The sequence below is a fragment of the Delftia sp. Cs1-4 genome (assembly GCF_000214395.1).
Classification (GTDB): domain Bacteria; phylum Pseudomonadota; class Gammaproteobacteria; order Burkholderiales; family Burkholderiaceae_C; genus Comamonas; species Comamonas acidovorans.
On record NC_015563.1, the window covers coordinates 6,244,572 to 6,268,682 of the forward strand.

Genomic DNA, 24,111 nt, shown 5'->3' on the forward strand with positions numbered 1-24,111 from the left:
TCTTTGGGGACTGCGACCTGTCAGAAGCGGTATCCGATGCCGATGGCGTAGACGTTGGGATTGAGCTTGAGCGACACGCTCTGGCCCGAGGACAGGTGTGCCGTAGTCTTCAGGAAGCTTTTGTAGTAGGCCACGTCCAGGAACCAGCGCTCGTTGAAGTTGTAGACGAAGCCGATCTGCGGCGTCAGGCCCCACTTGCTGTCCACCGAGGCCGTGGTGGGGTTGGCCAGCGTGCCGCCGGTCAGGCCGTTGAGGGAGGCCGTGGTGCGCTCGCCGAAGAACTTGGCATAGGTCACGCCCAGGCCCAGGTAGGGGCGGAAGGCGGAGTTGGCCTCGCCGAAGCGGTACTGCGCGAACACGGTGGCGGGCAGCACCTTGGTGCGGCCGAGCTTGCCCGTGCCGGAGATGGCGCCATCGCCCACGAAGTCGTGCTTGAACGGCAGGCCCATGGGCACGTCGATGGCCCAGTTGTTGGTGACCATGTAGGTCACGCCGCCCGTGAGCTGGCTGTTGGCCTTCACGTCCACGCGGGTGTCGGGGAAGCTGGGCGTGCTCAGCCAGCCGCTGCTGGTCTGGGGATCGATGCGCGTGGCGCCCAGGCGCACGCTCCAGGTGCCGGCGGACTGGGCGGTGGCGGCCATGCAGGCCGTGGCCATGGCCACGGCGGCGGTGATACGCAGGAATGTCTTCATGGATGTGTCTCCTCGTGCTGCGTGTCTGCTATCACAGCCAGCCGGCGCGGGCCAGGGTGCGGGAGGCCAGCTGGCTCATCTGCTGGTGGCCATAGGGCGTGGGGTGGAAGCTGTCGGCAAAGGCATAGCTCTTCCACCAGTTGGCGCTGGTCTCGCCCACGGGAATGGAGGCGGACAGCGCGGCCTCGGTGCAGGTCGGGAAGCTGTAGGTGGGCAGGCCGTCGGCGCCCACGCCGGTGGCAGGGCAGGCCGCCTTTTTCACGTTGGTGTAGGCGTACTGGGCGGGGTCGGCCATCTGCTGGCGGAACTCGCTGTAGAAGTCGATGATGGCCACGCGGCTCTCGCCCTCGAAGCCGGCCGCGACCTGCTGGTTGAAGGCCTTGACCCAGCCGTCGAACACGGTCTCCAGCTGCGCGGCGGCGGCCGAGCCCTGCTGCTGAGCCACGGACTGCAGCACCAGCTGGAAGCGCGGCGTCAGCGTGATGGCGGGCACGTTGAGGATGGCCACGCGCGTGGCGCCCTTGCCCAGCACATTGGTCTGGATGCTGGAGACAAAGCCCTTGGCCAGGTTCTGCATGTACAGGCCACCGGCCTGGGCCATGCCGGTCTGGCCCTGCTGCAGCAGCGCGCCCAGCGTGGCCGCGTCGATCTTGGTGGACAGCAGCGCCTTGAAGTTGGCGCCCTGGTCCCTGGAGGCGGCCAGGAAGGCGCCGATCACATCGGCCGCGTCATTGGCGCCACCGTCGATCACCGCCAGGTCATCGGCCGTGAAGCCCGCCGCACCCGCCAGCAGGATCTGCTGCGTGATGGAGATGGGTGCCGTGGGCGCGCTGGTGTAGTTGATGCGGCCACCGCCCACGGCGTAGTTGTTGCACGAGGTGTTGGGCGTGAAGGCCGTGCCGTTGAAGCGCGGGCACAGGGAGATGTTGTACAGGCCCGCCACGCGCTCGGCCCAGACCTGGTTGGAGCCGGCGCCCGTCAGCGTGGCGTTCTGGACGGTGAACTTGTAGCCGAAGGTGCCGCTGTCGGAGAGGCTGTCGCCCATCACCTTGACGGAGGTGATCTTGGCGCGGGGGGTGGTGTCAGCGCCGCTGCCGCCGCCGCAAGCGACCAGCAGGCCGGCCGTGGCCAGAGCGGCCGCGAGGATTCGATAACGATTTGCCAAGATGGAATCTCCGTGAAGTGTTATGAATAGCACGACCGTGCTTTTTTGCTAAAGCCATCGTAACGACACTTGCGCATTGGCGACACCGGGCAACTACGGATAGAAATCGCACGCCGACAAGGCAATTCGCACGCGGGCGAACAGACGATAAGGACCGCCGCATGGCCCGTGGGTAGGACAACGCCCTTGCTGGGAAAACAATGAAAAAGGGCCTGCGAAAGCAGGCCCTGCACAAGACGCGAAGGCGCCCGATCAGCGGTCGCGCGCCGTCCAGTCCACCAGCGCATCCCAGGCCGCACGCGCGGCCGGGGCGTTGGCGTGGTTGGCCATGGCCACCAGCACGTAGCGGCGGCCGCTGGCCCCGTCCACATAGCCGGCCAGGGCCGAGGCATCGCGCAGCGTGCCGGTCTTCAGATGTGCCATGCCCTGGGCCCGGCTGAGGCTGCGGCGCAGCGTGCCATCCACGCCGACGATGGGCATGGAGGCCACGAACTCCGGCATCACCGGCGAGGCCCAGGCCTGCTGCAGCATGCGGCCCAGGCCGGAGGCGGTGATGCGCGCCTCGCGGCTCAGGCCCGCGCCGTTGTCGGCCACGGGCTGCTCGGCCGCGCCCCAGCGCGCCTGCCACCACTGGCCCAGGGCCTGGCGCGAGGACTCGAAGCTGGCCACGCCCGTGCGCTGCATGCCCATGGTCAGGAACACCTGCTGAGCCATGACGTTGTTGCTGTACTTGTTGATGTCGCGCACCACCTCGGCCAGCGAAGGCGATTCGCTCTGGAACGCTGGCTGCAGCCCGGCCGGCACGCGGCCGTCGTGCACGGTGCCGGTGAGCTTGCCGCCCAGCTCGCGCCACATGCCCTCGATGGCGCGGGCCGCGAAGGCCTCGGGCTGGGCCGGCGCCAGCGACCAGCTCTTGTCGCCGCAACTGGCCGGGAACGGGCCGGCAAAGGCGATGCGCAGCGGGTCGGCCATGTCCAGCTGCAGACGGGCGCGCCAGTCGCCGCATTCGCTGCCGGCCGGCGCCAGCGGCACGGTTTCCTGCTGCTGGATGCCGGCCAGCGGCGGATCGTATTGCAGCCGCGCCACGCCCGCCGCCGCATCGGGCGTGAAGCCCACGGTCACGGCCTTGTAGTTGACCAGCAGCGCGTCGGGCGCCACGTTGTAGGGGCGCCAGGGCTCGTTGTCGAAGGTGGCCGCGTCATGGCCGCTCACGGAAAACGCGCTGCGGTCCAGCACGATGTCGCCCACGATGACCTTGATGCCCATACCCTGCAGGCGGCGCAGCATCAGCCACAGCCGCTCCATCACGAGCTTGGGATCGCCCTGGCCCTGGATGTACAGCGGCCCGCGCAGCACGCCGTCCTGCACCGGCCCGCCCAGGAAGACGGGCGTGCGCCAGACATGTGCGGGACCCAGCTGATCCAGCGCCGCATAGGTGGTGACCAGCTTCATGACCGAGGCGGGATTCATGGCCACATGGCTTTGCCAGTCAAGGCGCGGGGCGGCCCGGCCATCGACCTCGACCACCAGGGCCGAGACCGCGTCGCGCGGCAGCTTGGCGCGCGCAAGCGCCGCCTCCACGGCCGGGGGCAGCCGGCTTTCGCGTGCAGTCTTGGTGGACAGCGAGGCCGGCGAGGTGGGCGCATCTGCCTGGGCGCTTGCCACGCCGGGCAGGACAGACGCCGCCAGCAGCGCGGCCGCCAGGCCCCGGCGTGAACGCGGCGTTCCGAGTGAGAAGGCGGAGGAAATCGAGGAAATAAGGGAAGAAGACGGCGAAAGATGCAACATGGCCGGCAAGTCTACGCCGGTCATTGCAGCCCTGCCGGGCGCGGGACGGGCGGGGCACCGATAATCCTGCACTTGCTGCGGCACCGCCGCCTGCCCCAAGCCATGAATCTTCTTGCCCTAGACACCAGTACCGACACCCTCTCCATCGCCGTGCAGCGCGGCGATGCCGTCTGGGAGCACAGCGGCCCCGGCGGTCCGCAGACCTCGACCGAGCTGATCCCCGCCATCCTGGCGCTGATGGCCCAGGCCGGCCTGGAATTCGCCGAGCTGCAGGCCATCGTCTTCGGCCGGGGTCCGGGCTCGTTCACGGGCCTGCGCACGGCCTGCTCCGTGGCCCAGGGGCTGGCCTTTGCCGCCCGCGTGCCCGTGCTGCCCATGGACAGCCTGCTGGCCGTGGCCGAACAGGCGCGCGTGCAATACGGCTGCACCGACCTCATCGCCGTGATCGATGCGCGCATGAACGAGGTCTACCACGCCGCCTACCACTGGAGCGACGGCCGCTGGAACGACATTGGCGAGCAAAGCGGCGACTTCGGCCTGTGCGCGCCCGAGGCCCTGCAACTGCCGCCCGGCACCGTGGTGGCCGGCAATGCCCTGGCCGCCTACGGCGAGCGCCTGGCGCCCCAGGCCAGCCACCTGGCCGCCCTGCCCACCGCCGCCGCCATGCTGCGCCTGGCCCCGGCCCTGCTGGCGGCCGACCGCGCCTTGCCGGCCGACCAGGCCCTGCCGCGCTACATCCGCGATAAAGTCGCGCAGACCACGGCCGAGCGGGAGGCTGCCAAGGCGGCCGCCGCGCTGGCCCTGGCCACGCCCACTCCAGAGGCCAACCCACCCGCACCATGAGCACGCACACGCCACAGCCCTCGCGGCCGCAGCCGCCCCTGACCGACGCTCCGGCGCCGGAGCGGGACAGCGTGCGCTTCGAGCCGCTGAACGTGCTGTCGCTCGACATGCTGCTGCCTGTGGAACAGCAGGCCTACTCGCATCCCTGGTCCCGTGGCAACTTCATCGATGCCATGGCGGCCGGCAATGAAGCGCAGCTGCTGGTCGATGCGCGGGGCGAACTGGTGGGCTACTTCGTCGCCATGATCGTGCTCGACGAGGTCCACCTGCTCAACATCACCGTGGCCCCGTCGCGCCAGCGCCAGGGCTGGGCCCGCATCCTGCTGGACGCGCTGGCCCTGTGGGCGCGCCAGCGCAAGGCCCAATGGATCTGGCTGGAAGTGCGCGAGAGCAATGTCCGCGCACGCAGCATCTACGCCGCGCATGGCTACCAGGAGGTGGGCCTGCGCAAGAACTACTACCCCATGCACGACGGCCCGCGCGAGCATGCCGTGCTCATGAGCCTCAAGCTATGGCCCTGAATCTAGACACCCGCCAGCGGGCCATGCTGCACGCCATGGGCATCACCGTCTGGCTGCCCGAGCCCGAGACCGCACCCGCCGTGCTGTCCGAGGCCCTGGCTGCGCCCGCCGATGCGCCTGCAGCGGCGCCCCTGGCAGATCCGCCGGTGGCCCGCCCCGTGCCGCCGCCCGTGCAGGAAGCGCACTCCCCGACGCCTGCTGCACCGGCGCCTGTCGCCGCGCCAACGCCCGCACGCGTTCAGGTGCCTGTTCAGGCGCCTGTCCAGGCGCCACCGCCTCCCGCACCCGTGCACGCCTCTCCCGCACCCGTCATCCCCGAACGCGAACGCCCGCCGCGCCGCTACGTGCAGCAGCCCGTGGCCGGCGCCCCGGGGCTGGGCTGGCGCCTGGGCCCCGTGCGGCCCGTTTACGCGGCAACGCCGCCTGCCGGTGATGGCGGCGAAGGCGGCTGGCTGATCCTGCTGGAGCCGCCCGCCAACTCCCTGCCCCTGCCACCCGCCCAGCGCCCCGGCCCCGACTGCGCGCGCACCGCGCTGGAAGGCGACGCGGCCCGGCTGCTGGACAACATGCTGCGCGCGCTGAACCTGCAGGACCATCCGCGCCTGTACAGCGCCGCCCTGCACCGCGTGCAGCCTGCGGCCGAAGGCCAGGAGGCGCCCGAGGTCCCGGCGCTGCAGCCATCGCTGGAGGCGCTGCTGCGCGATCTGCGCCCGGCCTGCGTGCTGGTGCTGGGCCTGGCCACGGCGCGCGCCGTGCTGCAGCGCCAGGAGGCGCTGGGCCGCCTGCGTGCCGAGCCGCACCGCATTGCGGGCGTGCCGGCCGTGGTCAGCTACGACCCCAACTACCTGCTGCGCGCCCCCCAGGCCAAGGCCGGCGCCTGGGCCGACCTGTGCCATGCGCAGGCTTTTGTGACAGGCCGCCAGATGCCCCCTGGAGCCGCTTCCGAATAGCGCAGCCGGCCCGCATGCTGCAGCGCAACGCTGCATAATCCAACGCTTTGCATCTTGGAGAAAGCTCCGTGGAAACCTACCCCAGTTGGTAGCTTTCAACTCCCGGTTGGCCTGTGGGGTTGAAAGCACCTCCGATACCCCGCACGCCTGAGAAGAACACCTGGAGTGAGCCTATGCTCAACATCTTTACGCTGGCCAATGGCCGCCTGGTTCAAGAAGAGATCGAGTCGCTGGAGGAGCTGTCCCGCTTCAAGCCGATCTGGGTGGACCTGGAGTCGCCCACGGTCGAGGAAAAGCGCTGGATCAAGCAGCACTACGAGCTGTCCATCCCCGAGGATGCGATGGACGACGACATCGAGGAATCCGCCCGCTTCTACGAAGAAGACAACGGCGAGCTGCACATCCGCAGCGACTTCCTGATCGACGATGACGAGGACCCGCGTTCGGTGCGCGTGGCCTTCATCGTCAACGAGCACAACAAGAACCTGCGCAGCTGCGGCGTGCTTTTCTCCATCCACGACGAGGACGTGCCGGTCTTCCGGCTGCTGCGCATGCGCGCGCGTCGCGCGCCGGGCCTGATCGACGAGGCCAAGGACGTGCTGCTCAAGCTCTTCGACGCCGACGCCGAATACTCGGCCGACACGCTGGAGCGCATCTACGACGACCTCGAAAAAGCCAGCCAGATGGTGCTGTCCGGCGACGTGACCGACGACGTGGCCCGCGAGGTGCTGGGCGCCATCGCGCGCCAGGAAGACTTGAACGGCCGCATCCGCCGCAACGTCATGGACACGCGCCGCGCCGTCAGCTTCATGATGCGCTCCAAGATGCTCAATGCCGAGCAGTTCGAGGAAGCGCGCCAGATCCTGCGCGACATCGAATCGCTGGACAGCCACACGGCCTTCCTCTTCGACAAGATCAACTTCCTGATGGATGCCACGGTCGGCTTCATCAACATCAACCAGAACAAGATCATCAAGATCTTCTCGGTGGCCAGCGTGGCCCTGCTGCCGCCCACGCTGATCGCCAGCGTCTACGGCATGAACTTCAAGTTCATGCCCGAGCTGGAATGGGAGTTCGGCTACGTCTACGTCATCGGGCTCATGGTGCTCAGCGCCGTGGGGCCCATGCTCTACTTCCGCAAGCGCGGCTGGCTGAAGTAGCGGCAGCCGGCCCCCCCTCGGGCCGGAACACCTTCTCAGGCCAGCGCCACGGCCTCGATCTCCACCTTCAACCCGAAATGCAGCGCCCCCGTGGGCACCACGGCGCGCGCGGGCCGGTGCGTGCCGGCCCAGTCCGCGTAGATGCGGTCGAAGGCCGGCCAGTGCGCCATGTCGTCCAGGTACACGCGCACCTGCAGCAGCCGCGGCACGCCGCTGCCGGCCAGCTCCAGCGCCGCTGCCAGGTTGGCCAGCGCCTGCCGGGCCTGGTCCTCGAAACCGGCATCCACCAGGCGCGTGCCGTCGGGCCGTATGGGCAGCTGCCCTGACACGAAGACCTGCCCCTGGCCCGTGGCCGTGTGGCTGTAGTGGCCGCCCGGCGCAGGCAGGTTCGGCGATGCATGGCGCAGATCGATCCCGTTTTCACCAGCCATGGAGCCGCTCCCAGGTTTGCACCGAGCCATCTGCCGCCAGCGCCTGGTAGGCCGGGAACTGCGCGCCCGTGGCGCAGGCATGGTTGGGCAGGATGCGCAGCCGCGTGCCCAGGGGAAAGCGCGTGGCGATGCCGGCCTCGGCACTGCCGTCGGCGCGCGCCAGGATGCCATGCTCCTGGTTGGCGCCCGTGAGCACGAAGCCCGGCATCACCCGCCCCTGCAGGTCGCAGACCTGGCCGTAGCCGAAATCCTGTTTCTGCCGGGCCGTTCCGCGGTCGCGGCTCATGGCCATCCAGCCCGCATCCACGATGGCCCAGCCCTTGTCGGCCTGGTGGCCGATCACGGTGGCCAGTACCGACAGCGCCACGTCCTCGGCCGTGCACACGCCGATGTTGCGCATCACCAGGTCGAAGAACACGTAGACGCCTGCGCGCACCTCGGTCACACCGTCCAGCCGGCTGGCCGCCAGCGCCGTGGGCGTGGAGCCCACGCTGACCACGGGGCACGGCAGGCCGGCCGCGCGCAGGGCCTCGGCGGCCTGCACGCAGCCGGCGCGCTCGCGCTCGGCCAGGGCCTGCAGCGCCTCGGGCGTGTCCAGCTCGTAGCTGGAGCCCGCATGCGTGAGCACGCCGCCCAGGCGCATTCCGCCGTCGTGCAGCGTGCGGCCAATGGCCAGCAGCAGCGGCGTATCGTCTGCGCCCACGCCGGAGCGGTGGCCGTCGGTGTCGATCTCTATCCACACCTCGAAGGCCTCGCCCTGCTCCTGACCAAAGACGGCAATGGCCTGGGCCGCCGCCACGCTGTCCACGATGAGTTTGAGGTCGCAGCCGCGCCGGCGCAGTTGCAGGGCGTGCGGCAGGCGGTGCGGGGCCATGCTGACTGCATAGAGGATGTCGGTGGTGCCTGCCGCAAAGAACTGCTCGGCCTCCTTCAGGGTGGAGACCGTGATGCCCGAGGCCCCGGCCGCACGCTGCGCGGCGGCCACGGGCACGCTCTTGCTGGTCTTCACATGGGGGCGCAGGCGCACGCCCTGCGCGTCCATGAGCTGCTGCATGCGGGCGATGTTGCGCTGCATGCGGTCGAGGTCGATCACGGCAGCGGGCGTGTCCAACGTCAAAAGAGTGTCTTGCATGGGGGCTCCTGAAAGAGACTTGGCGCAGTCAGCAGCCTGCGGCAAAGCCGCGCAGCCAGGGCAAGGCGGGGGCCAGCGTGGAAGCTTCAGCTTCGGCGGCAGGCGCTCCATCGGGCCGCGACAGACCCACGCGGTTGTGCCAGAAGGTGCGCAGGCCCACGGCCGAGGTGCCGAACAGGTCATAGCCCGAACCGGCCACAAAGGCGGCCTGGTCCGCAGGCAGCCCCAGCCGGTCCAGCGCCAGCTGGTAGGGCCGGGGGTCGGGCTTGTAGAAGCCTGCTGCTTGCGAGGTCACCACCACGTCCCAATCCACGCCCAGCAGCGCAGCGGCACGTTGACCCAGGCGCTCGGAGCAATTGGTCACCACGGCCAGGCGGCAGTGCGGGCGCAGGGCGGCCAGCAGCTCGCGCGCGCCATCCCAGGGCTGCAGCTGGTCCCATTGCGCCTCCAGCCGGTCGGCGGCCGAGGCGGGCAGGCCCCGGTTGCGGGCCGCCTCGCGCACCAGGTCTTCATAGGGCTGGTAGGCGCCGCAGCCATAGGTCAGGCGCAGGTACTCGGCGCGCCAGTCGCGCCCTGCGGCCTCGCTGCCGGCAGCGCTGTTCCAAACCGTCCAGGAGTCGAGCAAGGCGGTCAGCAGGTCAAAAAGCACGGCACGGGGCCAGGCGGCGGCGGTCGTTTCCGTCAGTGGGGCTGGGGTGTTCATGGCCTGGAACTGTACGGATGGAACCTGTGCCCGTGGTTAAATCCGCCGTCATCAATCGTTAAGGCAAATTGAATGATTGCCATCGAAGACCTGCAGCTTGCCGCCGCCCTGCTGCGCGAAAGCTCGCTCAGCGCCGCAGCCCGTGCGCTCGATGTGACGCCGCCTGCCCTGTCCATGCGGCTGCGCCGGCTGGAGGCCGAACTGGGCCTGTCCCTGGCCAACCGCAGCGCGCGGCGCCTGGCGCTGACGCCCGAGGGCGAGCGCTTTGCCCGCGAGGCCGTGCGGCTGCTGGGCCAGATCGAGGAGCTGCGCGACTCGCTGCACGGCGATGCCCGCCAGCTGGGCGGCACGCTGCGCATTGCCGCGCCCTTTGGCTACGGGCGCAGCCGGCTGGCCCCGGCCCTGGTGCCCTTCACGCGCCAGCACCCGCAACTGAAGCTGCAGCTGGACCTGCGCGAAACGCCCTTCCCCGACCGCCACGATGCCGACGCCGTGGTCCACATCGGCGTGGTGCGCGACTCCTCCTGGGTGGCGCGCGAGCTGGCCGCCAATGACCGCTGGCTGTGCGCCAGCCCCGACTACCTGCGCCGCCACGGCACGCCCGCCACGCCGCGCGAGCTGCTGCAGCACGCCTGCATCTGCATCCGCGAGAACGAGGAGGACGTGACGCTTTGGCACCTGCGCCCGGCCGCCAGCCGGCGCGCCGTGGACGGCCAGACCCTGCGTGTGACGCCGTCCTATGTGACCAACGATGGCGGCGTGGCCCGCCACTGGGCCGAGCAGGGCCTGGGTCTGGTGCTGCGTTCGCAATGGGACATGGAGCAGGCCGTTGCCGAGGGCCGGCTGGTGCGCGTGCTGCCCGACTGGCATTTCGGCAGCGCGCCCGTCACCCTGCTGGTGCCCACGCGCAAGGGCCGCACGGCGCGCGTGCAGGCCCTGGTGACGTTTCTGGAGCAGTGCGCCGCAGCGGGCGCGCTGTAGTGCAGGTCAGGCCGTGCGCGCGGAGGTGTCCCGGGCATCGCTGGCACGGTCGGTGCCCTGGCCGCGCTCGCGCAGCCACAGCACCAGGCCGCAGACCATGACCACCAGTTGCGTGCCCACCAGCAGGCTGAAGCCTGCGACGAACCCGCCACCGGCCGAATGCGAGGTCCAGCCGATGACGGCGCCCATGAGCGCAGGCATGAAGCCCGCCACCAGGGTCGCCGTGCCGTTGACGACGCCGTAGGCGCTGGCCACATGCTCGGGCCGCGCGCAATACTGCACGGTGCTGGGAATGGCCGGGCTCATCAGGCCCCAGCAGAAATTGGCGGCGATCAGGCAGTAGGCCGCCGCGTAGCGGTCTTCCATGTGGATGGCCAGCCAGATGGCCAGCGCCAGGCCCAGGCTGCCGCCGACGAAGATCAGCGGCACCTGGCGGCGCGGCAGGCGGTCGATGACGATGCCGCCGACCAGCACGGCCAGCACCGTGGCGTACTGGGGCAGCGAGGCCAGCCAGCCCATCTCGCGCAGCGAAAAGCCGCGCGACTCCAGATAGGCCGGCAGCCAGTTGCTGCTGCCCCAGAGGTAGGAGAAGAAGGCCGCCGACAGCACGGCCACCAGCACCAGATAGCGCGTGTGCATGGCGCCGCGCACGATCTGGCCGACCTGGCCCACCGCCTCGCCCAGCGAGCGCGGGCGCGGCATGCCGGTGTCCACGCGGGGCATGCGGATGAAGGCCAGCACCAGCGGGATGCCGATGGCCACATTGATCAGGCCCAGCACGTGGAACGAGGTCTGCCAGTCATGGCCGGCCACCAGGTAGCCGATCAGCGGGTAGCCCACCGCCAGCCCCAGGCCCGTGCCCATGTTCACGAAGGAGTTGGGCAGGCCGTTCTCGTGGCTCTGGAAATGCGCCTTGATGTAGCTGCCCGCCAGCGAGTACAGCGGCCCTTCGGAGATGCCCAGCAGGATGCGCGAGGCCAGCAGCAGGCCATAGCTGTTCATGGCCGGGGACAGAAAGGACACGGCGCCCCACAGCAGCAGGCCGACCACCAGGCTTCGGCGCACGCCGAAGAGCGCCGCGCAAAACGGCGTCAACACGAAGGAAGAAACGCCGTAGCCCACCATGAAGGCCGTGGCCAGCAGGCCCTGGCGCGTGCGGTCGTCGTGCGTCAGCCCGATGTGGTCCAGAAATCCCTGGTCGAGGATGAGGATCGAAAGGTTGATCCGGTCCACATAGGAGATGGCGACGATGATGAAGAGGCTGATCACCCCCCACCAGCGGGCCGCACGCATATCTTTCATGGCAAGTCTCTATCGCCCGATGGGCTGTATCAGAAGAAGTGGCGCACGCCCACCTCGAAGCCGGAGGAGCGGCCGCCCAGCGTGGTGCCCGGGGCCGACAGGCCCTGCACGCCGATGGACTTGGCCGCGCCGTCCTTGTTCTTGAGGAAGGCCACCGTGCCGTAGACCTGGGTGCGCTTGGACAGGTTGTGCCCGTAGCCCACGCTGATCTTGTTCCAGTCGGCATTGCTGCCGTCGGTGTTGTAGTGGCCGTAGGAAGCCTTGAACTCGCCCATGCCCACGGGCGCGGTCACGCCCAGCTGCAGGGCGGTGACCTTGAGGGCGCCGCGCTTTTCGCTGGCCCACAGCAGCATGGGCTTGGCCACGCCGAAGTCCCAGCTCAGGCCCACGTTGCTGGCCGTGAGGTTGGTCGCATCGCTGTCGCCATAGAACTTGCCCGTGGCCAGCGCGCCGTTGAAGGGACCCTGGCGGTAGCCGAAGCGCAGGCCGCGGTAGTCGCCCTGGTTCTTGTTGGGTGCGCTGCGCGCCTGCTCGCCCATGGCCACCTGCACCTGGCCGTAGAAGCCGCCCAGGTTCTGCGGCAGGAAGTAGCTGACCGCGTTGCTGATCTGGATGGGCGCGCCGCCCGTGGCCGTGCCCGTGCCGGGAATGCCCAGCATGGTGAAGCCCATGGTGCCGCCCACGCCGTTGGTGAGGAAGGGGTCGAAGATCAGCGTGCTCAGGAAGGTGGCCGAGTCATCGCGGCCCAGGCGCACTTCGCCGAAGTCGCCCGACAGGCTCACGGTGGAGCGGCGGTTGAAGCTCAGGCCGCCACCGCTGGCCTTGCCCGAGCCGCTGTCCACGTCCATGCCCGCCTCCAGCCAGAAGCCCGCGCGCAGGCCGCCGCCCAGCTCTTCCGTGCCGCGAAAGCCGAGGCGGCTGATGTTGGCGCCGCCCGTGGACAGGCCGGTCTTGGAGGGGCCGGAGCCGTTCAGGTGCGTGACGCCGACATCGACGACGCCGAAGATCTCGACCTTGGACTGCGCCGAAGCGGCACCGGGCAAGGACGCCAGGCAGGCTAGCGCCACGCCCAGCATGGGCGTATGGATGGTTTTCATGGGGTTGTCTCCTCTGGGGTGGTGGCTTGGGGGGCTTGGGGGTGGTGGGTTGTTGCCGTGCAGGTCTGATTGCCTGCTCAGATATCGAGCACTAAACGTTCGCTCTTGCAGCCGGAAACGCAGACCATCATCACTTTGTTGCTGGCCTTTTCCTTGGGGCTGAGCACCGAGTCGCGGTGGTCCGGAATGCCTTCGAGCACGCGCGTCTCGCAGGAGCCGCAGACGCCTTCGCAGCAGCTGTGGTCCATCTGGATGCCGGCATCCAGCAGGGTGTCGAGCAGCGACTTCTCGGGCGTGATCTCGATGAAGCGGCCGCTGCGCTTGAGCTCCACCGTGTAGTTGCTGCGCGCGTCATCGGCGGCCTTGACCTCCACGGGCGTGAAGCGCTCGACGTGGGCGTTGGCGTGGCCCAGCTCGGCGCAGAACTTCTCGAAGGCGTCCAGCATGGGCGTGGGGCCGCAGGCGTAGTGGTGCGTGCCCGCGTCGGGCTGCCGTTGGGCCAGCAGCGCGCGCAGGTCGGGCGGGCCGCCGGCCTCGCTGTCGAAGTGCAGGTGCAGCGGCATGCCCAGCGCCTGCAGCTCTTCCAGGAAGGCCGCGCCCTTGCGCTCGCGGGCGAAGTACAGCATCTCGAACGAGCGGCCCTGGCCCTTGAGCCGGCGCGCCATGCACAGCAGCGGCGTGATGCCGATGCCGCCGGCCACCAGCACGGTGTGCGCGGCGCTTTCGTCCAGCGCGAAATGGTTGCGCGGCTCGGAGATGGTGATGGGCATGCCCACGCGCAGCGACTCGTGCACGCAGCGCGAGCCGCCGCGGCTGGCGCGGTCGCGCAGCACGCCGACCACGTAGCGGTGGCGCTCCTCGCTGGGGTTGCTCAGCGAGTAGCTGCGCACCAGGCCATTGGGCAGGTGCAGATCGATGTGCGAGCCCGGCGTGAAGGCGGGAAGCTCCCCGCCCGCCACGGGCCGCAGGTCCACGCTGATGGTGTCCTGGGCCTCGAAGCGCAGCGTGTGCACGAAGGCCTGGAGGTTGGTGCTCATGATGCGGCGCCTTCGTCGATCTGCTCCTGGGCCAGGCGGCGCAGGTGGCGGCGCAGGCGCACCAGGCCGATGTCGTGCTGGTAGAGGTTCTCGCGCTCGTTGGCGTCCAGCTCCATCTGCTCCATCATGATCCGGTCCTGCTCCAGCACGGCCCAGTGGCGCGCCTCCAGGCGGTTGCGGTACAGGAAGCGCCAGGTGTCGCGCATCCACCCCTGCACCTTGCGGCAGCGCCAGAAGAACACGGCGCACAGGTCGGCGCTGATGGGCGTGACGCAGGCCACGATGGCGAAGTTGCCGCCGGGGCCGCCGGTCTTGGGGTACGGAATCTCCAGGCGCATCCAGTGCACGCCCGTGCTGCCCCACTCGGTCCAGTCGAAGTTCACGCCGCGCTGGCCCACCTTCTCGAAGACGAAGCCATCATCGGTCTCGCGCACCTGGAACGTGGCCTTGCTGTCGCCCTCGGCCATGGAGTGCGACTGCTTGTGCAGGAAGGTGCCGTGCATGGGGTCCATGACGTTGTCCAGCGCATAGCGGTAGTCGCTGCGCCACTCGGCATAGCACAGGAAGTTGGAGTACTCGGGCGAGGTCAGCTCCTCGGGCAGCGTGAACTCGGGCGCCTCGTCAACGGCCTTGTCGCTGTTGTAGAGAAAGATGGCGCCATGGGCCTCGCGCGCATGGAAGGCCAGCGCCGCGCGCGAGCCTTCGAGCTTGCAGCCGGGGCTGCCGGGCACCTTGGTCACCGTGCCGTCGCCGCGCACTTCCACGCCGTGGTAGGGGCAGGCCAGGCGGTCGCCCAGGATCACGCCCTGCGACAGCGGCGCGCCCCGGTGCGGGCAATGGTCTTCCAGCGCATGGACCTGGCCGGCGGCATCGCGCCACAGCGCGATCTTGCGGCCGAAGCGGCGCACCGACACGGGCTGGGTCTTCACGAAGTCCGAGGGGCAGACCGCGTACCAGAGGTTCTTCAGGCCTTTGTTGAGCAGGCCGTCCACCGGATCGATGGTGATGGTTTGTACGTTCATGGGGCTCTCCAGTCCTGCTCGGTATCAATAGCCCAGCCGCGCCATCAGCGCCTGGAAGCTGTCTTCGGTCCAGGCCTGGCCGTTTTCGCCGGCGGGGCCGCTGCGGTTGAGATAGGCCACCAGTTCGGGCAGGGTCTGCACGCCTTCGCCGAAGGCGCGTTCGATGGAATCGCCCAGCAGGTCTTCCATCAGGGTGGGGGCACGTTCGCGCGCCTGGTGCGGCTCGAGATAGCGATCAGCGGCCATGGTTCTCTCCTTCGAAAACTGTCTTGTGTGGGGGGTGCTCAATCAGCCCTGATATCCAGGTCTTTGATGAGCTTGCCGAAGCGGTTGAAGTCCGCTGCATTGGTCTTCTCAAGCCTCGCGGGCTCGCCGCCTGCGGGCAGCGCGCCGAAGGTGGCCATCTTGGAGACCACGTCGGGCATCTTCAGGATCTCGTTGAGGTGCGTGTTCAGCAGCTTCACGGTCTCGGGCGACATGCCCTTGGGGCCGAACAGGCCCTGCCATGCGGACACTTCCACGTCCTTGACGCCCAGCTCGGCCAGGGTGGGCACATTGGGGGCCAGCGCGCTGCGCTGGCTGTCTGCCACGGCCAGGGCGGTGACCTTGCCGCCGATGTAGGGCGCAATCGGGCCCCAGGTCATGAAGGTCGTGGGCACATGGCCGCCGATCAGGTCGTTGACGGCAGGCGCCACGCCCTTGTAGGGAATGTGGGCGATGCGCGTGCCAGCGGCGCGGTTGAACATCTCGCCCAGGATGTGCATGGGCGAGCCGCTGCCGGGGCTGGCGTAGGTCAGGCCGTCGCGCTTGCCCTGGGCGATCAGGGTCTTCATGTCCTTGATGCCCGAGGCCTGGTTGGTGGCCACGAACATGGGCTGCACGCTGGTCTGCACGATGGGCGTGAAGCCGTGCAGCACGTCGTAGCTGGAGCCCGAGGCCGTCTTGAGCACGAACTGCGCGATGGCGAAGGTATTGGGCGCCAGCAGCAGGGTGTAGCCGTCCGGCGCGGCCTTGGCCACATGCACGCTGCCGATGGTGCCGCTGGCACCGGGGCGGTTGTCCACCAGCACGGGCTGGCCCAGGCGCGTGGACAGCTTCTCGGCATACAGGCGCGCCATGGCATCGGTGTCGCCACCGGCCGGATAGGCCACGATGATGGTGATGGGCTTGGCCGGATAGGCCTGGGCCATCGCGGTGCCGGACAGCGTGGCTGCAGCCAGGAATGCAGCGGCAAGAGAAACCTGGCGACGTGTCTTGTTCATGGGGAGGCCGTGGGGTGGTTGGGTTGTGGGGTGAGCCGTCAGGCGCGGTCTCAATGCCGCTTGTCGGTGATGAATTTCCCGTCGCTGGTACCCACGCCCTTTTGGCGCCGGGTGTTGCCGTCGATGCCGCCATCGATGGCCCATTCGGCAAACACCGTGGGGCCGGGCTCGAACTCGCGCGGCTGCCAGTCGGCGGTGAGCTGGTCCTCGTCGGCGTAGTACTCGACCAGGGCGCCGGCCGGATTGCGGAAGTACCAGAAATAGGCCGAGGACACGGGATGGCGGCCCGGGCCCAGCTGGGTGTCCCAGCCGCAGCGCGAGATGTGCATGCCGCCGCCGAAGACCTCGTGGATGTCGCGCACCGTGAAGGCCACGTGGTTCAGGCCCGCGTCCTTGGCCGGGCGCTGCAGCAGGAAGATGTCGTGGTGGCCGCCGTCGGGTGCGCAGCGCAGGAAGGCGCCGCGCTCGGGGTAGCGGTCCGAGGCTGCGAAGCCGAAGTTGTCCACGTAGAAGCGCTCGCAGGCCTGCACGTCCTTGACGAAGAACACCACATGGCCGACCTCGATGGGCTGGGCGCGTTCGTAGGCCGGGCTGGCCTGGTTGACGCGGTCCTTGCGGTTCCAGGTGTTGTAGGCGGCGCCTTGCACATCCACATCACGCTTTTGCGTGACCTGCAGGCGCACGGACAGGCCGTTGGGGTCGGTGCAGCCTATGCGCCCCTGGCCCTGTGTGAAGCCCGGCAGCGCGGCGATGCGACCGGCGTACAGCGCCAGATCGGCCTCGCTTTCCACACCCCAGACCACTTCGCGCAGCGTGGGGCCGGCCTCGATGGCGGGCGGCAGATCGGGATGGTCCACGGCGGCCACGATCACGCGGCAGCCGTTGAGGGTCTCGAACACCAGCCGGTCGTCCGCTTCCTGCACCAGCGCCAGGCCCCAGTCCAGGAAGAAGCGGCGGCAGGTGGCCAGGTCGTCCGCGCCGTAGGTGATTTCGTCTATGCCCAGTACGCTCATGTCGATTCCCTTTCAGTTCGCCCAGGCCAAAGGCTGGTCGTTCAAGCCCCAGTACATGCTCTTTTGCTCCATGTACTGCTGTATGCCCAGCCGTCCCTTCTCGCGGCCCAGGCCGCTGTCGCGCCAGCCGCCGAAGGGTGTGGAGATGGAGAACTGCTTGTAGGTGTTGATCCAGACGGTGCCGGCCTGCACGGCGCGGCCTATGCGCCAGGCGCTCTTGTAGTCGCGCGTCCAGATGCCGGCGGCCAGCGCGTAGACGCTGTCGTTGGCCTGGGCGAGCAGGTCGTCCTCGTTGTCGAAGGGCATGGCCACGAGCACGGGGCCGAAGATTTCCTGCTGGCAGATCTGCCAGTCGTTCTTCACGCCGTCGATGATGGTCGGGCGGTAGTAGTAGCCGCGCTCGAACTGCGCGCCCTCAGGCCGCTGGCCGCCCGTGAGCAGCCGGCCGCCTTCGGACAGGCCCAGGGCCACATAGCTCTCTATGGACTCGCGGTGCTTGGCGGTGATCAGCGGGCCCATCTGCGTGCGCTCGTCGGCCGGGTCGCCCACCTGCAGCGCGGCGGCCTTGGCCGTGAGGCGCTGCATGAATTCGGCATGCAGGCTGCGCGCCACGAACAGGCGAGAGCCCGCGATGCACGACTCGCCCGAGGAGCTGAAGATGCCGTAGAGCACGCCGTTGACGGCATGGTCGATGTCGGCATCGGCCAGCACCATGGTGGCCGACTTGCCGCCCAGCTCCAGCGAGACCGGCATCATCTTGTCGGCCGCGATGTGGGCGATGTGCTTGCCCGTGGACGTGCCGCCGGTGAACGACACGCGCTTGACCAGCGGATGCTTGGTGATGGCATCGCCAATCACCGAGCCCCGGCCCGGCAGCACGCTGACCAGGCCCTTGGGCACGCCGGCCTCTTCGCAGATCCTGGCCAGCTCCAGCGCCAGCAGCGGCGTGGCCTCGGCGGGCTTGACGACCACGGCGTTGCCGGCGGCCAGCGCAGGCGCCAGCTTTTGCGCCTCGCTGGCGATCGGCGAGTTCCACGGCGTGATGGCCGCCACCACACCCATGGGCTCGTACACGCTCATGGTCATGAAGTCGCCGCGCGAGGGCGTGATGGTTTCCTCCATGGTCTCGCAGGCCGCTGCAAAGAACTGGAAGGTGGCGGCGGCGCTGGCCACCAGCATGCGTGTTTCCTTGATGGGCTTGCCGTTGTCCAGGCGCTGCAGCTGGGCCAGGGGCTCGGCGCGCTCGCGGATCAGCTGGGCCACGCGGTGCAGCACGGCCGCGCGCTCATGGGGCTTTTTCTGGGCCCAGCCACTGGTGCGGAAGGCGTGGTCGGCCTTCTGGATGGCCTCCTCCACATCCTCCAGGCTGGGCGCGCGCAGGCGGCCCACCACTTCGCCGGTGGCGGGATAGAGCGTGGTGGATTCGCCACCGCCGCCCAGGCGCCATTCGCCGGCGATATTGATGGGGAGCAGTTCCAGGTTCGACATGGTGAGCCTCTCTCGTTCGTTCGAATCCAGCCGCCTCAGACGGCCTTGGACGCCGTGGTGGTGGCCGGGATCTGGTCCAGCTTGTTCACGGGCGGGCCCGAGAACGTGGCCTTGAAATTGCCGATGGCGCGCATGTCGATCTCCAGCAGGAAGGGGCCCTTCTTCGGCCAGGCCGAGGCCAGCACGGCGGGCAGCTCGTCAAGGTTCTGCACGCGGGCATGGGGCAGCTGGATGGAGGCGCACAGCTGCGCGTAGTCGGGCGTGTGCAGTTCCACATAGCAGCGGCGGCCGCCGTAGGAGGCGTCCTGGATGTTCTGGATCACGCCGTAGCGCTGGTCGTTCATCAGCACGATCAGGGTGTCGCACTCTTCCTGCACCAGCGTGGCCAGCTCGCCCAGATTCAGGATGAAGCCGCCATCACCCGCCAGGCCCAGCGTCTTGCGGCCCGAGCCGCTGACCGCCGCGCCCACGGCCGCGCCGATAGCCATGGGCATGCCCATGCCGATGCCGCCGCCCGTGGCGTGCACGCCCGCATTGGGCTCGAAAAAGCGCAGCTCGCGGTTGCCCCAGGTGCTGTTGGAGACGGTCACGTCACGCACCCAGTTGAAGTTGCGGCCCACGGCCTTTTGCAGCTCCTGCACCAGCACGCTGTACGGGCCCAGGCCGTCGCGCATGGTGGCCACGGCCTCGTCGTGCACCTGGCGCAGGTCGGCCAGCAGCTCGGGGTCGGCCTTGTAGCCGCGCGCCTCCAGCCGGTCGGCCAGGCCTGTCAGCGCCAGGGCCGAGTCGCCGCAGACAAAGCCGTCATCGGCGTAGCAGCGGCCCTGCTGGGCGGCGTCCACATCGATGCGCAGCAGCGGGCGCGGCAGCTTCAGTTCGTACTTCAGCGTCTCGTTGCTGCGCAGGCGCGTGCCCACGGCCAGCATGGCGTCGCAGCGCTGGTAGAAGGCCTCCACGGGCTTTTGGATGTTGTAGGCGCCCAGCGAGGCCGGATCGTCCTCGGCCACGATGCCGCGGCCCTGGCCCGTGCTGACGATGCCGAAGCCCAGCGCCTTCAGGCGCTGCACGGCAGCGACTGCGTGGCGTGCGCCGCCACCCAGCCACAGCAGCGGGCGGCGCGCCTTGGCCAGCGTGTCGGCCAGCGCATCCAGCGATGCCTCGCTGGGGGCCAGCACGGCCACCGGCAGCGGCGACAGGTCGGCCGGCATGTCGATCACGGTCTGCTGGATGTCGATGGGAATCTCCACGCTCACCGGGCCGGTCGGCGCGGTCATGGCGGCCTGCACGGCGGCCTTCAAGGTGGACAGGCAGGTCTCGGCGCTGCGCACGCGGAACGCCGCCTTGGACACGGCGCCCAGCATGGTCAGCTGGTCGGGCGCCTCGTGGATGTACGACAGCTTCTGGTCCAGGTACTGCGTCTCGATCTGGCCCGTGATGTGCAGCAGCGGCGTGCCGGCCGTATAGGCCTCCACCAGGCTGCCGGCGATGTTGCCGGCGGCCGGGCCGGTGCTGGTGATGCACACGCCCAGGCTGGAGGTGGAACGCGCGCAGGCATCGGCCATGTTGCCGGCGCCGGCCTCGCCGCGCGCCATCACGAAGCGGACATGGCCGCGCGCATTCATCGCGTCCAGGATGGGCATGTTGTGGATGGAGATCACCCCGAACGCGGCCTGCACGCCGCAGTGTTCGAGGAACTGGGCCACAACGGCGCCGACGGTGATTTTGGATGCGGAAGAAGTCATGTTCTGCTTTGAATCGGGTGAAGGGGCTGGAGCACTACGCTTGCCGTGCAAGGCCACCGGAGACGTCGATGTGGCTGCCGGTCGTGTAGGAGGACAGGGGCGTGGCGAGATAGAAGATGGCGCGCGCGGCCTCGTCGGGCGAGCCCAGGCGGCCCAGCGGAATGGACTTCTTGCGGGCGAGGTCGGCGCTCCAGGCGTTCCAGTCCTGGCTGCGGTCCTCACGCGCCTCGAAGCGGCGGCGCCACTGGCCGGACTCGATCAGGCCGACCAGGATGCCGTTGACGCGCACGCCCTTGGGCGCGAACTCGGTGGCCATGGAGCGCACCAGGTTCTTGAGGCCGGCGCGCGCGGCCGAGGTGGCCACCATGTGCGGCTCGGGCTGCGAGGCCAGCAGCGAATTGACGCAGACGATGGCCGGCTCAGCCGTGCGCTCGAGCTGCGGCAAAAAGGCGCGCGTGGGATGCAGCACCGAGAAGAACTTCAGGTGCAGCTCCTCGGTCCAGGCCGCATCGTCGGTGCTGGCAAACGTCGAGACCCGGCCCTGGCCCGCGTTGTTCACGAGGATGGAGGCCGGACCCAGCGCAGCCTCGCTGTCGCGCGCGAACTGCTGCACCTGGGCGGCGTCGAGCACGTCGCAGGCCTGGGCGAACAGGCGGGCCTCGGGATGGCGTTCGCGCAGTTGCTGCACGGCCTGCTCCAGGCGTTCGGCGCTGCGCCCGCACAGGGCGACACGCGCGCCCTGCGACAGCAGCAGATCGACCGTGGCCAGGCCAATGCCCGAAGAGCCGCCGGTGACGACGGCCGTGGTGTCCTTGAGTTGGGAATCAAACATGGCCGCCTCCTGCGCGCCGGGAATTGAGGGAAAGCAGCTGTGCCGTCTGCGTTTGCGTTTGCGTTTGCGGGCGGTAGTTCAGCAGCTCGGACAGCTCGGCCGCCGCGTCGCAGACGCCGGCGATAAGGGTCTCGGCACGGCCCTCCTCCACATGGGGCGCGGGAACCGTCGTGCCCAGCGCCGCCACCACGCGGCCGCTGTGGTCGCGCACGGGCGCGGCGATGGTGCAGATGGAGCTTTCGTAGAAGCCTTCGCTGAACACATGGCCGCGCTCGCGGTCGGCCTCGACCAGGTTGAACAGGTCCAGCACCGTGCGCGGCGTCTTGGGCGTGTGCGCTTCTAGGTGCTCTTCGGGATAGAGCGCGCGCAGCTCGGGCAGGGACAGATCGGCCAGCAACACGCGGCCCAGGGCCGTGGCATGGGCAGGCAGGCGCGTGCCCACACGCACCGAACTGGTCAGCGGCGTGGGCGGCGTCACCTTGGCCACATAGACGATGGAGCGGCCATCACGCACCACGATGTTGCAGGGATAGCGGATTTCGCCGCACAGCCGCGCGATCACGGGCTGGCCCAGCTCGGTCAGGTCCATGGACGACAGGAACTCGAAGCCCAGGCGCAGCACGGACAGGCCCAGCCGGTAGTCATTGCTGCCCTCGGCACGCTGCAGAAAGCCCATGGCCTCCAGCGTGTTGAGCATGCGGAAAATCGTGGCGCGCGGCAGCTGCAGGCGGCGGGCCAGCTCGGGCGCGCCCAGCGTGGCATTGCCGCGCCCGAACTCCTGCAGCAGGCGCAGGCCGCGCTCCAGCGCGGGCACCATGTACTTGTCGGCGCCGTTGTCCGCGCTTTCAGCGCTCTCGGCATTCCCGGAAGGGGTGGTGTCGTTCATGGCGAAACCCCTTCAATTCATGACGAAGCCGCCGTTGACGGGCAGCACCTGCCCCGTCACGAAGCGTGCGCCATCGGACAGCGCATAGGCCACGGCGCCCGACACATCCTCGGGCCGCTGCTCGCGCTGCAGCGCGCGCTGGTCGATGTACAGGCGGTGGCGGTGCTCGGGCACGTACTCCGTGGCCTCCACCAGCACCAGGCCCGGCGCCACGGCGTTGATGGTGATGCCGTCGGCCCCCAGCTCGCGCGCCATGGAACGCGTCATGGCCATCACCGCGCCCTTGCTGGCCACATAGGCCATCAGGTTGGGGGCGCCCCACATCGCGGTGTCGGACGCAAGGTTGACGATGGCGCCCCGGCCGCTGTCGCGCAGCGCGGCGCGGCAGGCGCGCGTCATCAGCCACACGCCGCGCACGTTCACGTTCATCACCTGGTCCCACTTGTCCAGATCGATGTCGTCCATGCCCTTGCCGCCCGAATCGGTCACGGCCGCGTTGTTCACCAGGCCGTCCAGCCCGCCCAGCGCCTGCACGGCCTGCTGCGCGCAGCGCTCTATCGACTCCGGATTGCCGGCATCCAGCCCGAAGCCATGGGCCTCGAAGCCCTGCGCACGCAGCCGGGCCACGGACTCGGCCAGCAGCTCCTCGCGCAGATCGGCCATGGCGACACGCGCGCCCTGCTCGCAAAAAGCCTTGGCGAACGCAAAGCCCAGGCCGCGCGCCGAGCCTGTGACGAGGATGCGGCGGCCGGCAAGCTGGCCTGTGGAGGGCGTGGTGTTCATGGCGTACCTCAATCGAAGGGGGTTTGTGTCTGTTTCAAATTTGAAATGACACTTTTTTCTTGAAACAAGCGTGAGTTTAGGACTGATGGTTCGGGGTGGGATTGGGGAAAACACGGAGGCGTGTGGGAAATGGATGACAGAGGTGTGTCTGGGTGTGTTTGGATGGGGGCTTTTTATGGCTTGTGAGGACATGCCCGCCCTGCGGGCGGGAGCCGGGTTTCGGCCCGGCGGCCGACCGACTTTCTTGCCGCGCGGCAAGAAAGTCGGCAAAGAAACGCGCCCAAATGCCCGCGACCCCTGCGCTTCGCTCCGGGGCAACCTGCGTCGTGGCGGTTGCGGGGTTCGCTGCGGAACTCGCTGCGTTCACTGCGTGAACTCCGCTCAGACAACCGCAGCGAGTCAGATGACGAAGCAGTCCTGTCCTTCGGCAGGACTGCAACCCCGCAACCACCACGCCGCAGGCGCGTTCATACGGGGAGTGGATGCAGGCCGTCGCTTCGCTCGGCCTGGGGTTTGAGGCAGGGTTGTGGAATGCCTCTATGATTTCGGTGGCCCCCTGTTCCGGGGCTGGTGCTTGAAAACACCATCTACACACAGCGGCAGAGCCTCCCCGAAAGTGAGGCCTCGTCACGTCTGAACACTTGGACAGTGGGCATCGCACCCGCACGTCCACACGGTTTTGGATGGGATGGGGCTACCCGCAAGGCTGCCCGCACGTCTGTGTGCGTGTTTTCAACATCCCATCCACCCTTCCTGCGCTTGAAAACGCAGGTCGGGTGTTTCCGTCTCGCACAGGAGTACGAAAACATGAACGATCAGCGCACCGCTCTTCCCACGCGCGCCAGCTTCGAGCAACTGGCTCGCACCATCACCGACACCAATGGATGGGTACAGGAAGGCTGCAACGAAATATGGGCCCTGGCCCAACTTGTGTTGGCCAGCCTCAATGCACCAGAAGACTTGCGACGTCCAGAAGCCATGGCTCACGCACTGCGCGCCATCCGCGACGGCGCTGAGTCACTGGCCGACTATGTGCAAGGCGAAGCCAGAAGCGTAGGTTGCGACCACACTCAAAGCCCATAGCCACAAGTGCGGCCACATCCGGCCGAGCGCAGCGAAGGGGTCGCGGGCATTCGGGTTGCCGTCTTTGACCTGACCTTTCTTGGCGAATCAAGAAGGGCCATCGGCTGCCGGGCCAGGAACCAGGCATCAAAACCAAGCAATCGCAGTGGCAGGAATTCCCCTCGCGTCCAGCGCCAAGGCTTTGGCCTCCGATGACAC

Annotated in this window: 24 protein-coding genes; 6 read left to right on the top strand and 18 right to left on the bottom strand. The window is 68.7% G+C overall.

Translation table 11 applies throughout. The features are described 5' to 3' along the window. Window positions 1-20: 20 nt before the first annotated feature. From DELCS14_RS27415 to dacB, 3 genes are all read right to left on the bottom strand, one after another. Entirely contained in the window at window positions 21-692 is a 672-nt protein-coding gene (locus DELCS14_RS27415; protein ID WP_013804492.1) for an OmpW family outer membrane protein, read from the bottom strand. A gap of 31 nt (window positions 693-723) precedes the next feature. Further along, a complete protein-coding gene (locus tag DELCS14_RS27420; RefSeq protein ID WP_013804493.1) occupies window positions 724-1,857 on the bottom strand; it encodes an SGNH/GDSL hydrolase family protein in 1,134 nt (377 codons plus the stop codon). Between the two features lie 252 nt (window positions 1,858-2,109). Further along, window positions 2,110-3,645 carry a D-alanyl-D-alanine carboxypeptidase/D-alanyl-D-alanine-endopeptidase gene (gene dacB / locus DELCS14_RS27425; RefSeq protein WP_228676827.1) on the bottom strand — a complete coding sequence of 512 codons (1,536 nt, stop codon included), beginning with the start codon at window positions 3,643-3,645 and terminating at the stop codon, window positions 2,110-2,112. Between the two features lie 102 nt (window positions 3,646-3,747). On the opposite strand from dacB, the gene tsaB reads away from it, so the two are divergent. The 4 genes from tsaB (at window position 3,748) to corA (ending at window position 7,119) form a co-directional block, all read left to right on the top strand. Further along, complete coding sequence (gene tsaB, locus DELCS14_RS27430; RefSeq protein WP_013804495.1) at window positions 3,748-4,488, top strand: tRNA (adenosine(37)-N6)-threonylcarbamoyltransferase complex dimerization subunit type 1 TsaB; 741 nt, start codon at window positions 3,748-3,750, stop codon at window positions 4,486-4,488. Continuing rightward, window positions 4,485-5,009 carry a ribosomal protein S18-alanine N-acetyltransferase gene (rimI, locus tag DELCS14_RS27435; protein WP_013804496.1) on the top strand — a complete coding sequence of 175 codons (525 nt, stop codon included), beginning with the start codon at window positions 4,485-4,487 and terminating at the stop codon, window positions 5,007-5,009. The genes tsaB and rimI overlap by 4 nt, the downstream gene beginning before the upstream one ends. Continuing rightward, on the top strand, window positions 5,000-5,959 hold the full coding sequence (locus DELCS14_RS27440) for a uracil-DNA glycosylase family protein (protein ID WP_013804497.1): 960 nt from the start codon (window positions 5,000-5,002) through the stop codon (window positions 5,957-5,959). The genes rimI and DELCS14_RS27440 overlap by 10 nt, the downstream gene beginning before the upstream one ends. A gap of 173 nt (window positions 5,960-6,132) precedes the next feature. Next, on the top strand, window positions 6,133-7,119 hold the full coding sequence (gene corA, locus DELCS14_RS27445) for a magnesium/cobalt transporter CorA (RefSeq protein WP_013804498.1): 987 nt from the start codon (window positions 6,133-6,135) through the stop codon (window positions 7,117-7,119). A 35-nt stretch (window positions 7,120-7,154) separates the two neighbouring features. On the opposite strand, the gene DELCS14_RS27450 is transcribed toward corA, so the two are convergent. The 3 genes from DELCS14_RS27450 to DELCS14_RS27460 are packed head-to-tail and all read right to left on the bottom strand — an operon-like array spanning window position 7,155 to window position 9,385. Then, window positions 7,155-7,550, bottom strand: a complete 396-nt coding sequence (locus tag DELCS14_RS27450) for a RidA family protein (RefSeq protein WP_013804499.1) — start codon at window positions 7,548-7,550, stop codon at window positions 7,155-7,157. Continuing rightward, window positions 7,540-8,682: a DSD1 family PLP-dependent enzyme gene (locus DELCS14_RS27455; protein WP_013804500.1), complete on the bottom strand. Its 1,143-nt coding sequence runs from the start codon at window positions 8,680-8,682 to the stop codon at window positions 7,540-7,542. Before DELCS14_RS27455 ends, DELCS14_RS27450 begins: the two co-directional genes overlap by 11 nt. Before the next feature lie 28 nt (window positions 8,683-8,710). Beyond that, on the bottom strand, window positions 8,711-9,385 hold the full coding sequence (locus DELCS14_RS27460; protein ID WP_013804501.1) for an HAD-IA family hydrolase: 675 nt from the start codon (window positions 9,383-9,385) through the stop codon (window positions 8,711-8,713). Window positions 9,386-9,457: 72 nt separating this feature from the next. On the opposite strand from DELCS14_RS27460, the gene DELCS14_RS27465 reads away from it, so the two are divergent. Then, on the top strand, window positions 9,458-10,366 hold the full coding sequence (locus DELCS14_RS27465) for a LysR family transcriptional regulator (protein WP_013804502.1): 909 nt from the start codon (window positions 9,458-9,460) through the stop codon (window positions 10,364-10,366). 6 nt (window positions 10,367-10,372) lie between these two features. Here the strand turns inward: DELCS14_RS27465 and DELCS14_RS27470 are convergent, their stop codons facing one another. The 12 genes from DELCS14_RS27470 to DELCS14_RS27525 form a co-directional block, all read right to left on the bottom strand. Continuing rightward, window positions 10,373-11,668, bottom strand: a complete 1,296-nt coding sequence (locus DELCS14_RS27470) for an MFS transporter (RefSeq protein ID WP_013804503.1) — start codon at window positions 11,666-11,668, stop codon at window positions 10,373-10,375. Window positions 11,669-11,697: 29 nt separating this feature from the next. Beyond that, window positions 11,698-12,765: a porin gene (locus DELCS14_RS27475; protein WP_013804504.1), complete on the bottom strand. Its 1,068-nt coding sequence runs from the start codon at window positions 12,763-12,765 to the stop codon at window positions 11,698-11,700. Window positions 12,766-12,842: 77 nt separating this feature from the next. Beyond that, a complete protein-coding gene (locus DELCS14_RS27480) occupies window positions 12,843-13,802 on the bottom strand; it encodes a PDR/VanB family oxidoreductase (RefSeq protein WP_012202897.1) in 960 nt (319 codons plus the stop codon). Next, the gene (locus DELCS14_RS27485; protein WP_012202896.1) at window positions 13,799-14,824 is read right to left on the bottom strand and encodes an aromatic ring-hydroxylating dioxygenase subunit alpha; all 1,026 of its coding nucleotides are present in this window, start codon (window positions 14,822-14,824) and stop codon (window positions 13,799-13,801) included. The genes DELCS14_RS27480 and DELCS14_RS27485 overlap by 4 nt, the downstream gene beginning before the upstream one ends. A 24-nt stretch (window positions 14,825-14,848) precedes the next feature. Continuing rightward, window positions 14,849-15,070 (bottom strand): recombinase-like helix-turn-helix domain-containing protein, encoded by a 222-nt coding sequence (locus DELCS14_RS27490; protein WP_012202895.1) that lies wholly within the window; start codon window positions 15,068-15,070, stop codon window positions 14,849-14,851. Between the two features lie 38 nt (window positions 15,071-15,108). Continuing rightward, on the bottom strand, window positions 15,109-16,086 hold the full coding sequence (locus DELCS14_RS27495; protein ID WP_013804505.1) for a tripartite tricarboxylate transporter substrate binding protein: 978 nt from the start codon (window positions 16,084-16,086) through the stop codon (window positions 15,109-15,111). 50 nt (window positions 16,087-16,136) lie between these two features. Beyond that, a complete protein-coding gene (locus tag DELCS14_RS27500; RefSeq protein WP_013804506.1) occupies window positions 16,137-17,099 on the bottom strand; it encodes a VOC family protein in 963 nt (320 codons plus the stop codon). A 12-nt stretch (window positions 17,100-17,111) separates the two neighbouring features. Next, complete coding sequence (locus DELCS14_RS27505; protein ID WP_012202892.1) at window positions 17,112-18,587, bottom strand: aldehyde dehydrogenase; 1,476 nt, start codon at window positions 18,585-18,587, stop codon at window positions 17,112-17,114. Window positions 18,588-18,622: 35 nt separating this feature from the next. Continuing rightward, the gene (locus tag DELCS14_RS27510) at window positions 18,623-20,329 is read right to left on the bottom strand and encodes a thiamine pyrophosphate-binding protein (protein WP_013804507.1); all 1,707 of its coding nucleotides are present in this window, start codon (window positions 20,327-20,329) and stop codon (window positions 18,623-18,625) included. A gap of 34 nt (window positions 20,330-20,363) precedes the next feature. Continuing rightward, on the bottom strand, window positions 20,364-21,161 hold the full coding sequence (locus DELCS14_RS27515) for an SDR family oxidoreductase (protein ID WP_013804508.1): 798 nt from the start codon (window positions 21,159-21,161) through the stop codon (window positions 20,364-20,366). Next, the gene (locus tag DELCS14_RS27520) at window positions 21,154-22,047 is read right to left on the bottom strand and encodes an IclR family transcriptional regulator (protein ID WP_013804509.1); all 894 of its coding nucleotides are present in this window, start codon (window positions 22,045-22,047) and stop codon (window positions 21,154-21,156) included. The genes DELCS14_RS27515 and DELCS14_RS27520 overlap by 8 nt, the downstream gene beginning before the upstream one ends. A gap of 12 nt (window positions 22,048-22,059) precedes the next feature. Continuing rightward, complete coding sequence (locus DELCS14_RS27525) at window positions 22,060-22,830, bottom strand: SDR family oxidoreductase (protein ID WP_012202888.1); 771 nt, start codon at window positions 22,828-22,830, stop codon at window positions 22,060-22,062. 807 nt (window positions 22,831-23,637) lie between these two features. Between DELCS14_RS27525 and DELCS14_RS30260 the strand changes: the two genes are divergently transcribed. Continuing rightward, window positions 23,638-23,913: a hypothetical protein gene (locus DELCS14_RS30260; protein ID WP_013804510.1), complete on the top strand. Its 276-nt coding sequence runs from the start codon at window positions 23,638-23,640 to the stop codon at window positions 23,911-23,913. Window positions 23,914-24,111 lie beyond the last annotated feature (198 nt).

Coding starts and splice junctions, on each gene's coding strand:
- DELCS14_RS27450 (WP_013804499.1), bottom strand. CDS start 7,550: ATGGCTGGTGAAAACGGGATCGATCTGCGCCATGCATCGCCGAACCTG.
- DELCS14_RS27515 (WP_013804508.1), bottom strand. CDS start 21,161: ATGTTTGATTCCCAACTCAAGGACACCACGGCCGTCGTCACCGGCGGC.
- DELCS14_RS27500 (WP_013804506.1), bottom strand. CDS start 17,099: ATGAGCGTACTGGGCATAGACGAAATCACCTACGGCGCGGACGACCTG.
- DELCS14_RS27485 (WP_012202896.1), bottom strand. CDS start 14,824: ATGAACGTACAAACCATCACCATCGATCCGGTGGACGGCCTGCTCAAC.
- DELCS14_RS27505 (WP_012202892.1), bottom strand. CDS start 18,587: ATGTCGAACCTGGAACTGCTCCCCATCAATATCGCCGGCGAATGGCGC.
- DELCS14_RS30260 (WP_013804510.1), top strand. CDS start 23,638: ATGAACGATCAGCGCACCGCTCTTCCCACGCGCGCCAGCTTCGAGCAA.
- DELCS14_RS27440 (WP_013804497.1), top strand. CDS start 5,000: ATGGCCCTGAATCTAGACACCCGCCAGCGGGCCATGCTGCACGCCATG.
- DELCS14_RS27460 (WP_013804501.1), bottom strand. CDS start 9,385: ATGAACACCCCAGCCCCACTGACGGAAACGACCGCCGCCGCCTGGCCC.
- DELCS14_RS27470 (WP_013804503.1), bottom strand. CDS start 11,668: ATGAAAGATATGCGTGCGGCCCGCTGGTGGGGGGTGATCAGCCTCTTC.
- DELCS14_RS27510 (WP_013804507.1), bottom strand. CDS start 20,329: ATGACTTCTTCCGCATCCAAAATCACCGTCGGCGCCGTTGTGGCCCAG.
- corA (WP_013804498.1), top strand. CDS start 6,133: ATGCTCAACATCTTTACGCTGGCCAATGGCCGCCTGGTTCAAGAAGAG.
- dacB (WP_228676827.1), bottom strand. CDS start 3,645: ATGTTGCATCTTTCGCCGTCTTCTTCCCTTATTTCCTCGATTTCCTCC.
- DELCS14_RS27455 (WP_013804500.1), bottom strand. CDS start 8,682: ATGCAAGACACTCTTTTGACGTTGGACACGCCCGCTGCCGTGATCGAC.
- DELCS14_RS27475 (WP_013804504.1), bottom strand. CDS start 12,765: ATGAAAACCATCCATACGCCCATGCTGGGCGTGGCGCTAGCCTGCCTG.
- DELCS14_RS27525 (WP_012202888.1), bottom strand. CDS start 22,830: ATGAACACCACGCCCTCCACAGGCCAGCTTGCCGGCCGCCGCATCCTC.
- DELCS14_RS27415 (WP_013804492.1), bottom strand. CDS start 692: ATGAAGACATTCCTGCGTATCACCGCCGCCGTGGCCATGGCCACGGCC.
- tsaB (WP_013804495.1), top strand. CDS start 3,748: ATGAATCTTCTTGCCCTAGACACCAGTACCGACACCCTCTCCATCGCC.
- DELCS14_RS27480 (WP_012202897.1), bottom strand. CDS start 13,802: ATGAGCACCAACCTCCAGGCCTTCGTGCACACGCTGCGCTTCGAGGCC.
- DELCS14_RS27495 (WP_013804505.1), bottom strand. CDS start 16,086: ATGAACAAGACACGTCGCCAGGTTTCTCTTGCCGCTGCATTCCTGGCT.
- DELCS14_RS27520 (WP_013804509.1), bottom strand. CDS start 22,047: ATGAACGACACCACCCCTTCCGGGAATGCCGAGAGCGCTGAAAGCGCG.
- DELCS14_RS27465 (WP_013804502.1), top strand. CDS start 9,458: ATGATTGCCATCGAAGACCTGCAGCTTGCCGCCGCCCTGCTGCGCGAA.
- DELCS14_RS27490 (WP_012202895.1), bottom strand. CDS start 15,070: ATGGCCGCTGATCGCTATCTCGAGCCGCACCAGGCGCGCGAACGTGCC.
- rimI (WP_013804496.1), top strand. CDS start 4,485: ATGAGCACGCACACGCCACAGCCCTCGCGGCCGCAGCCGCCCCTGACC.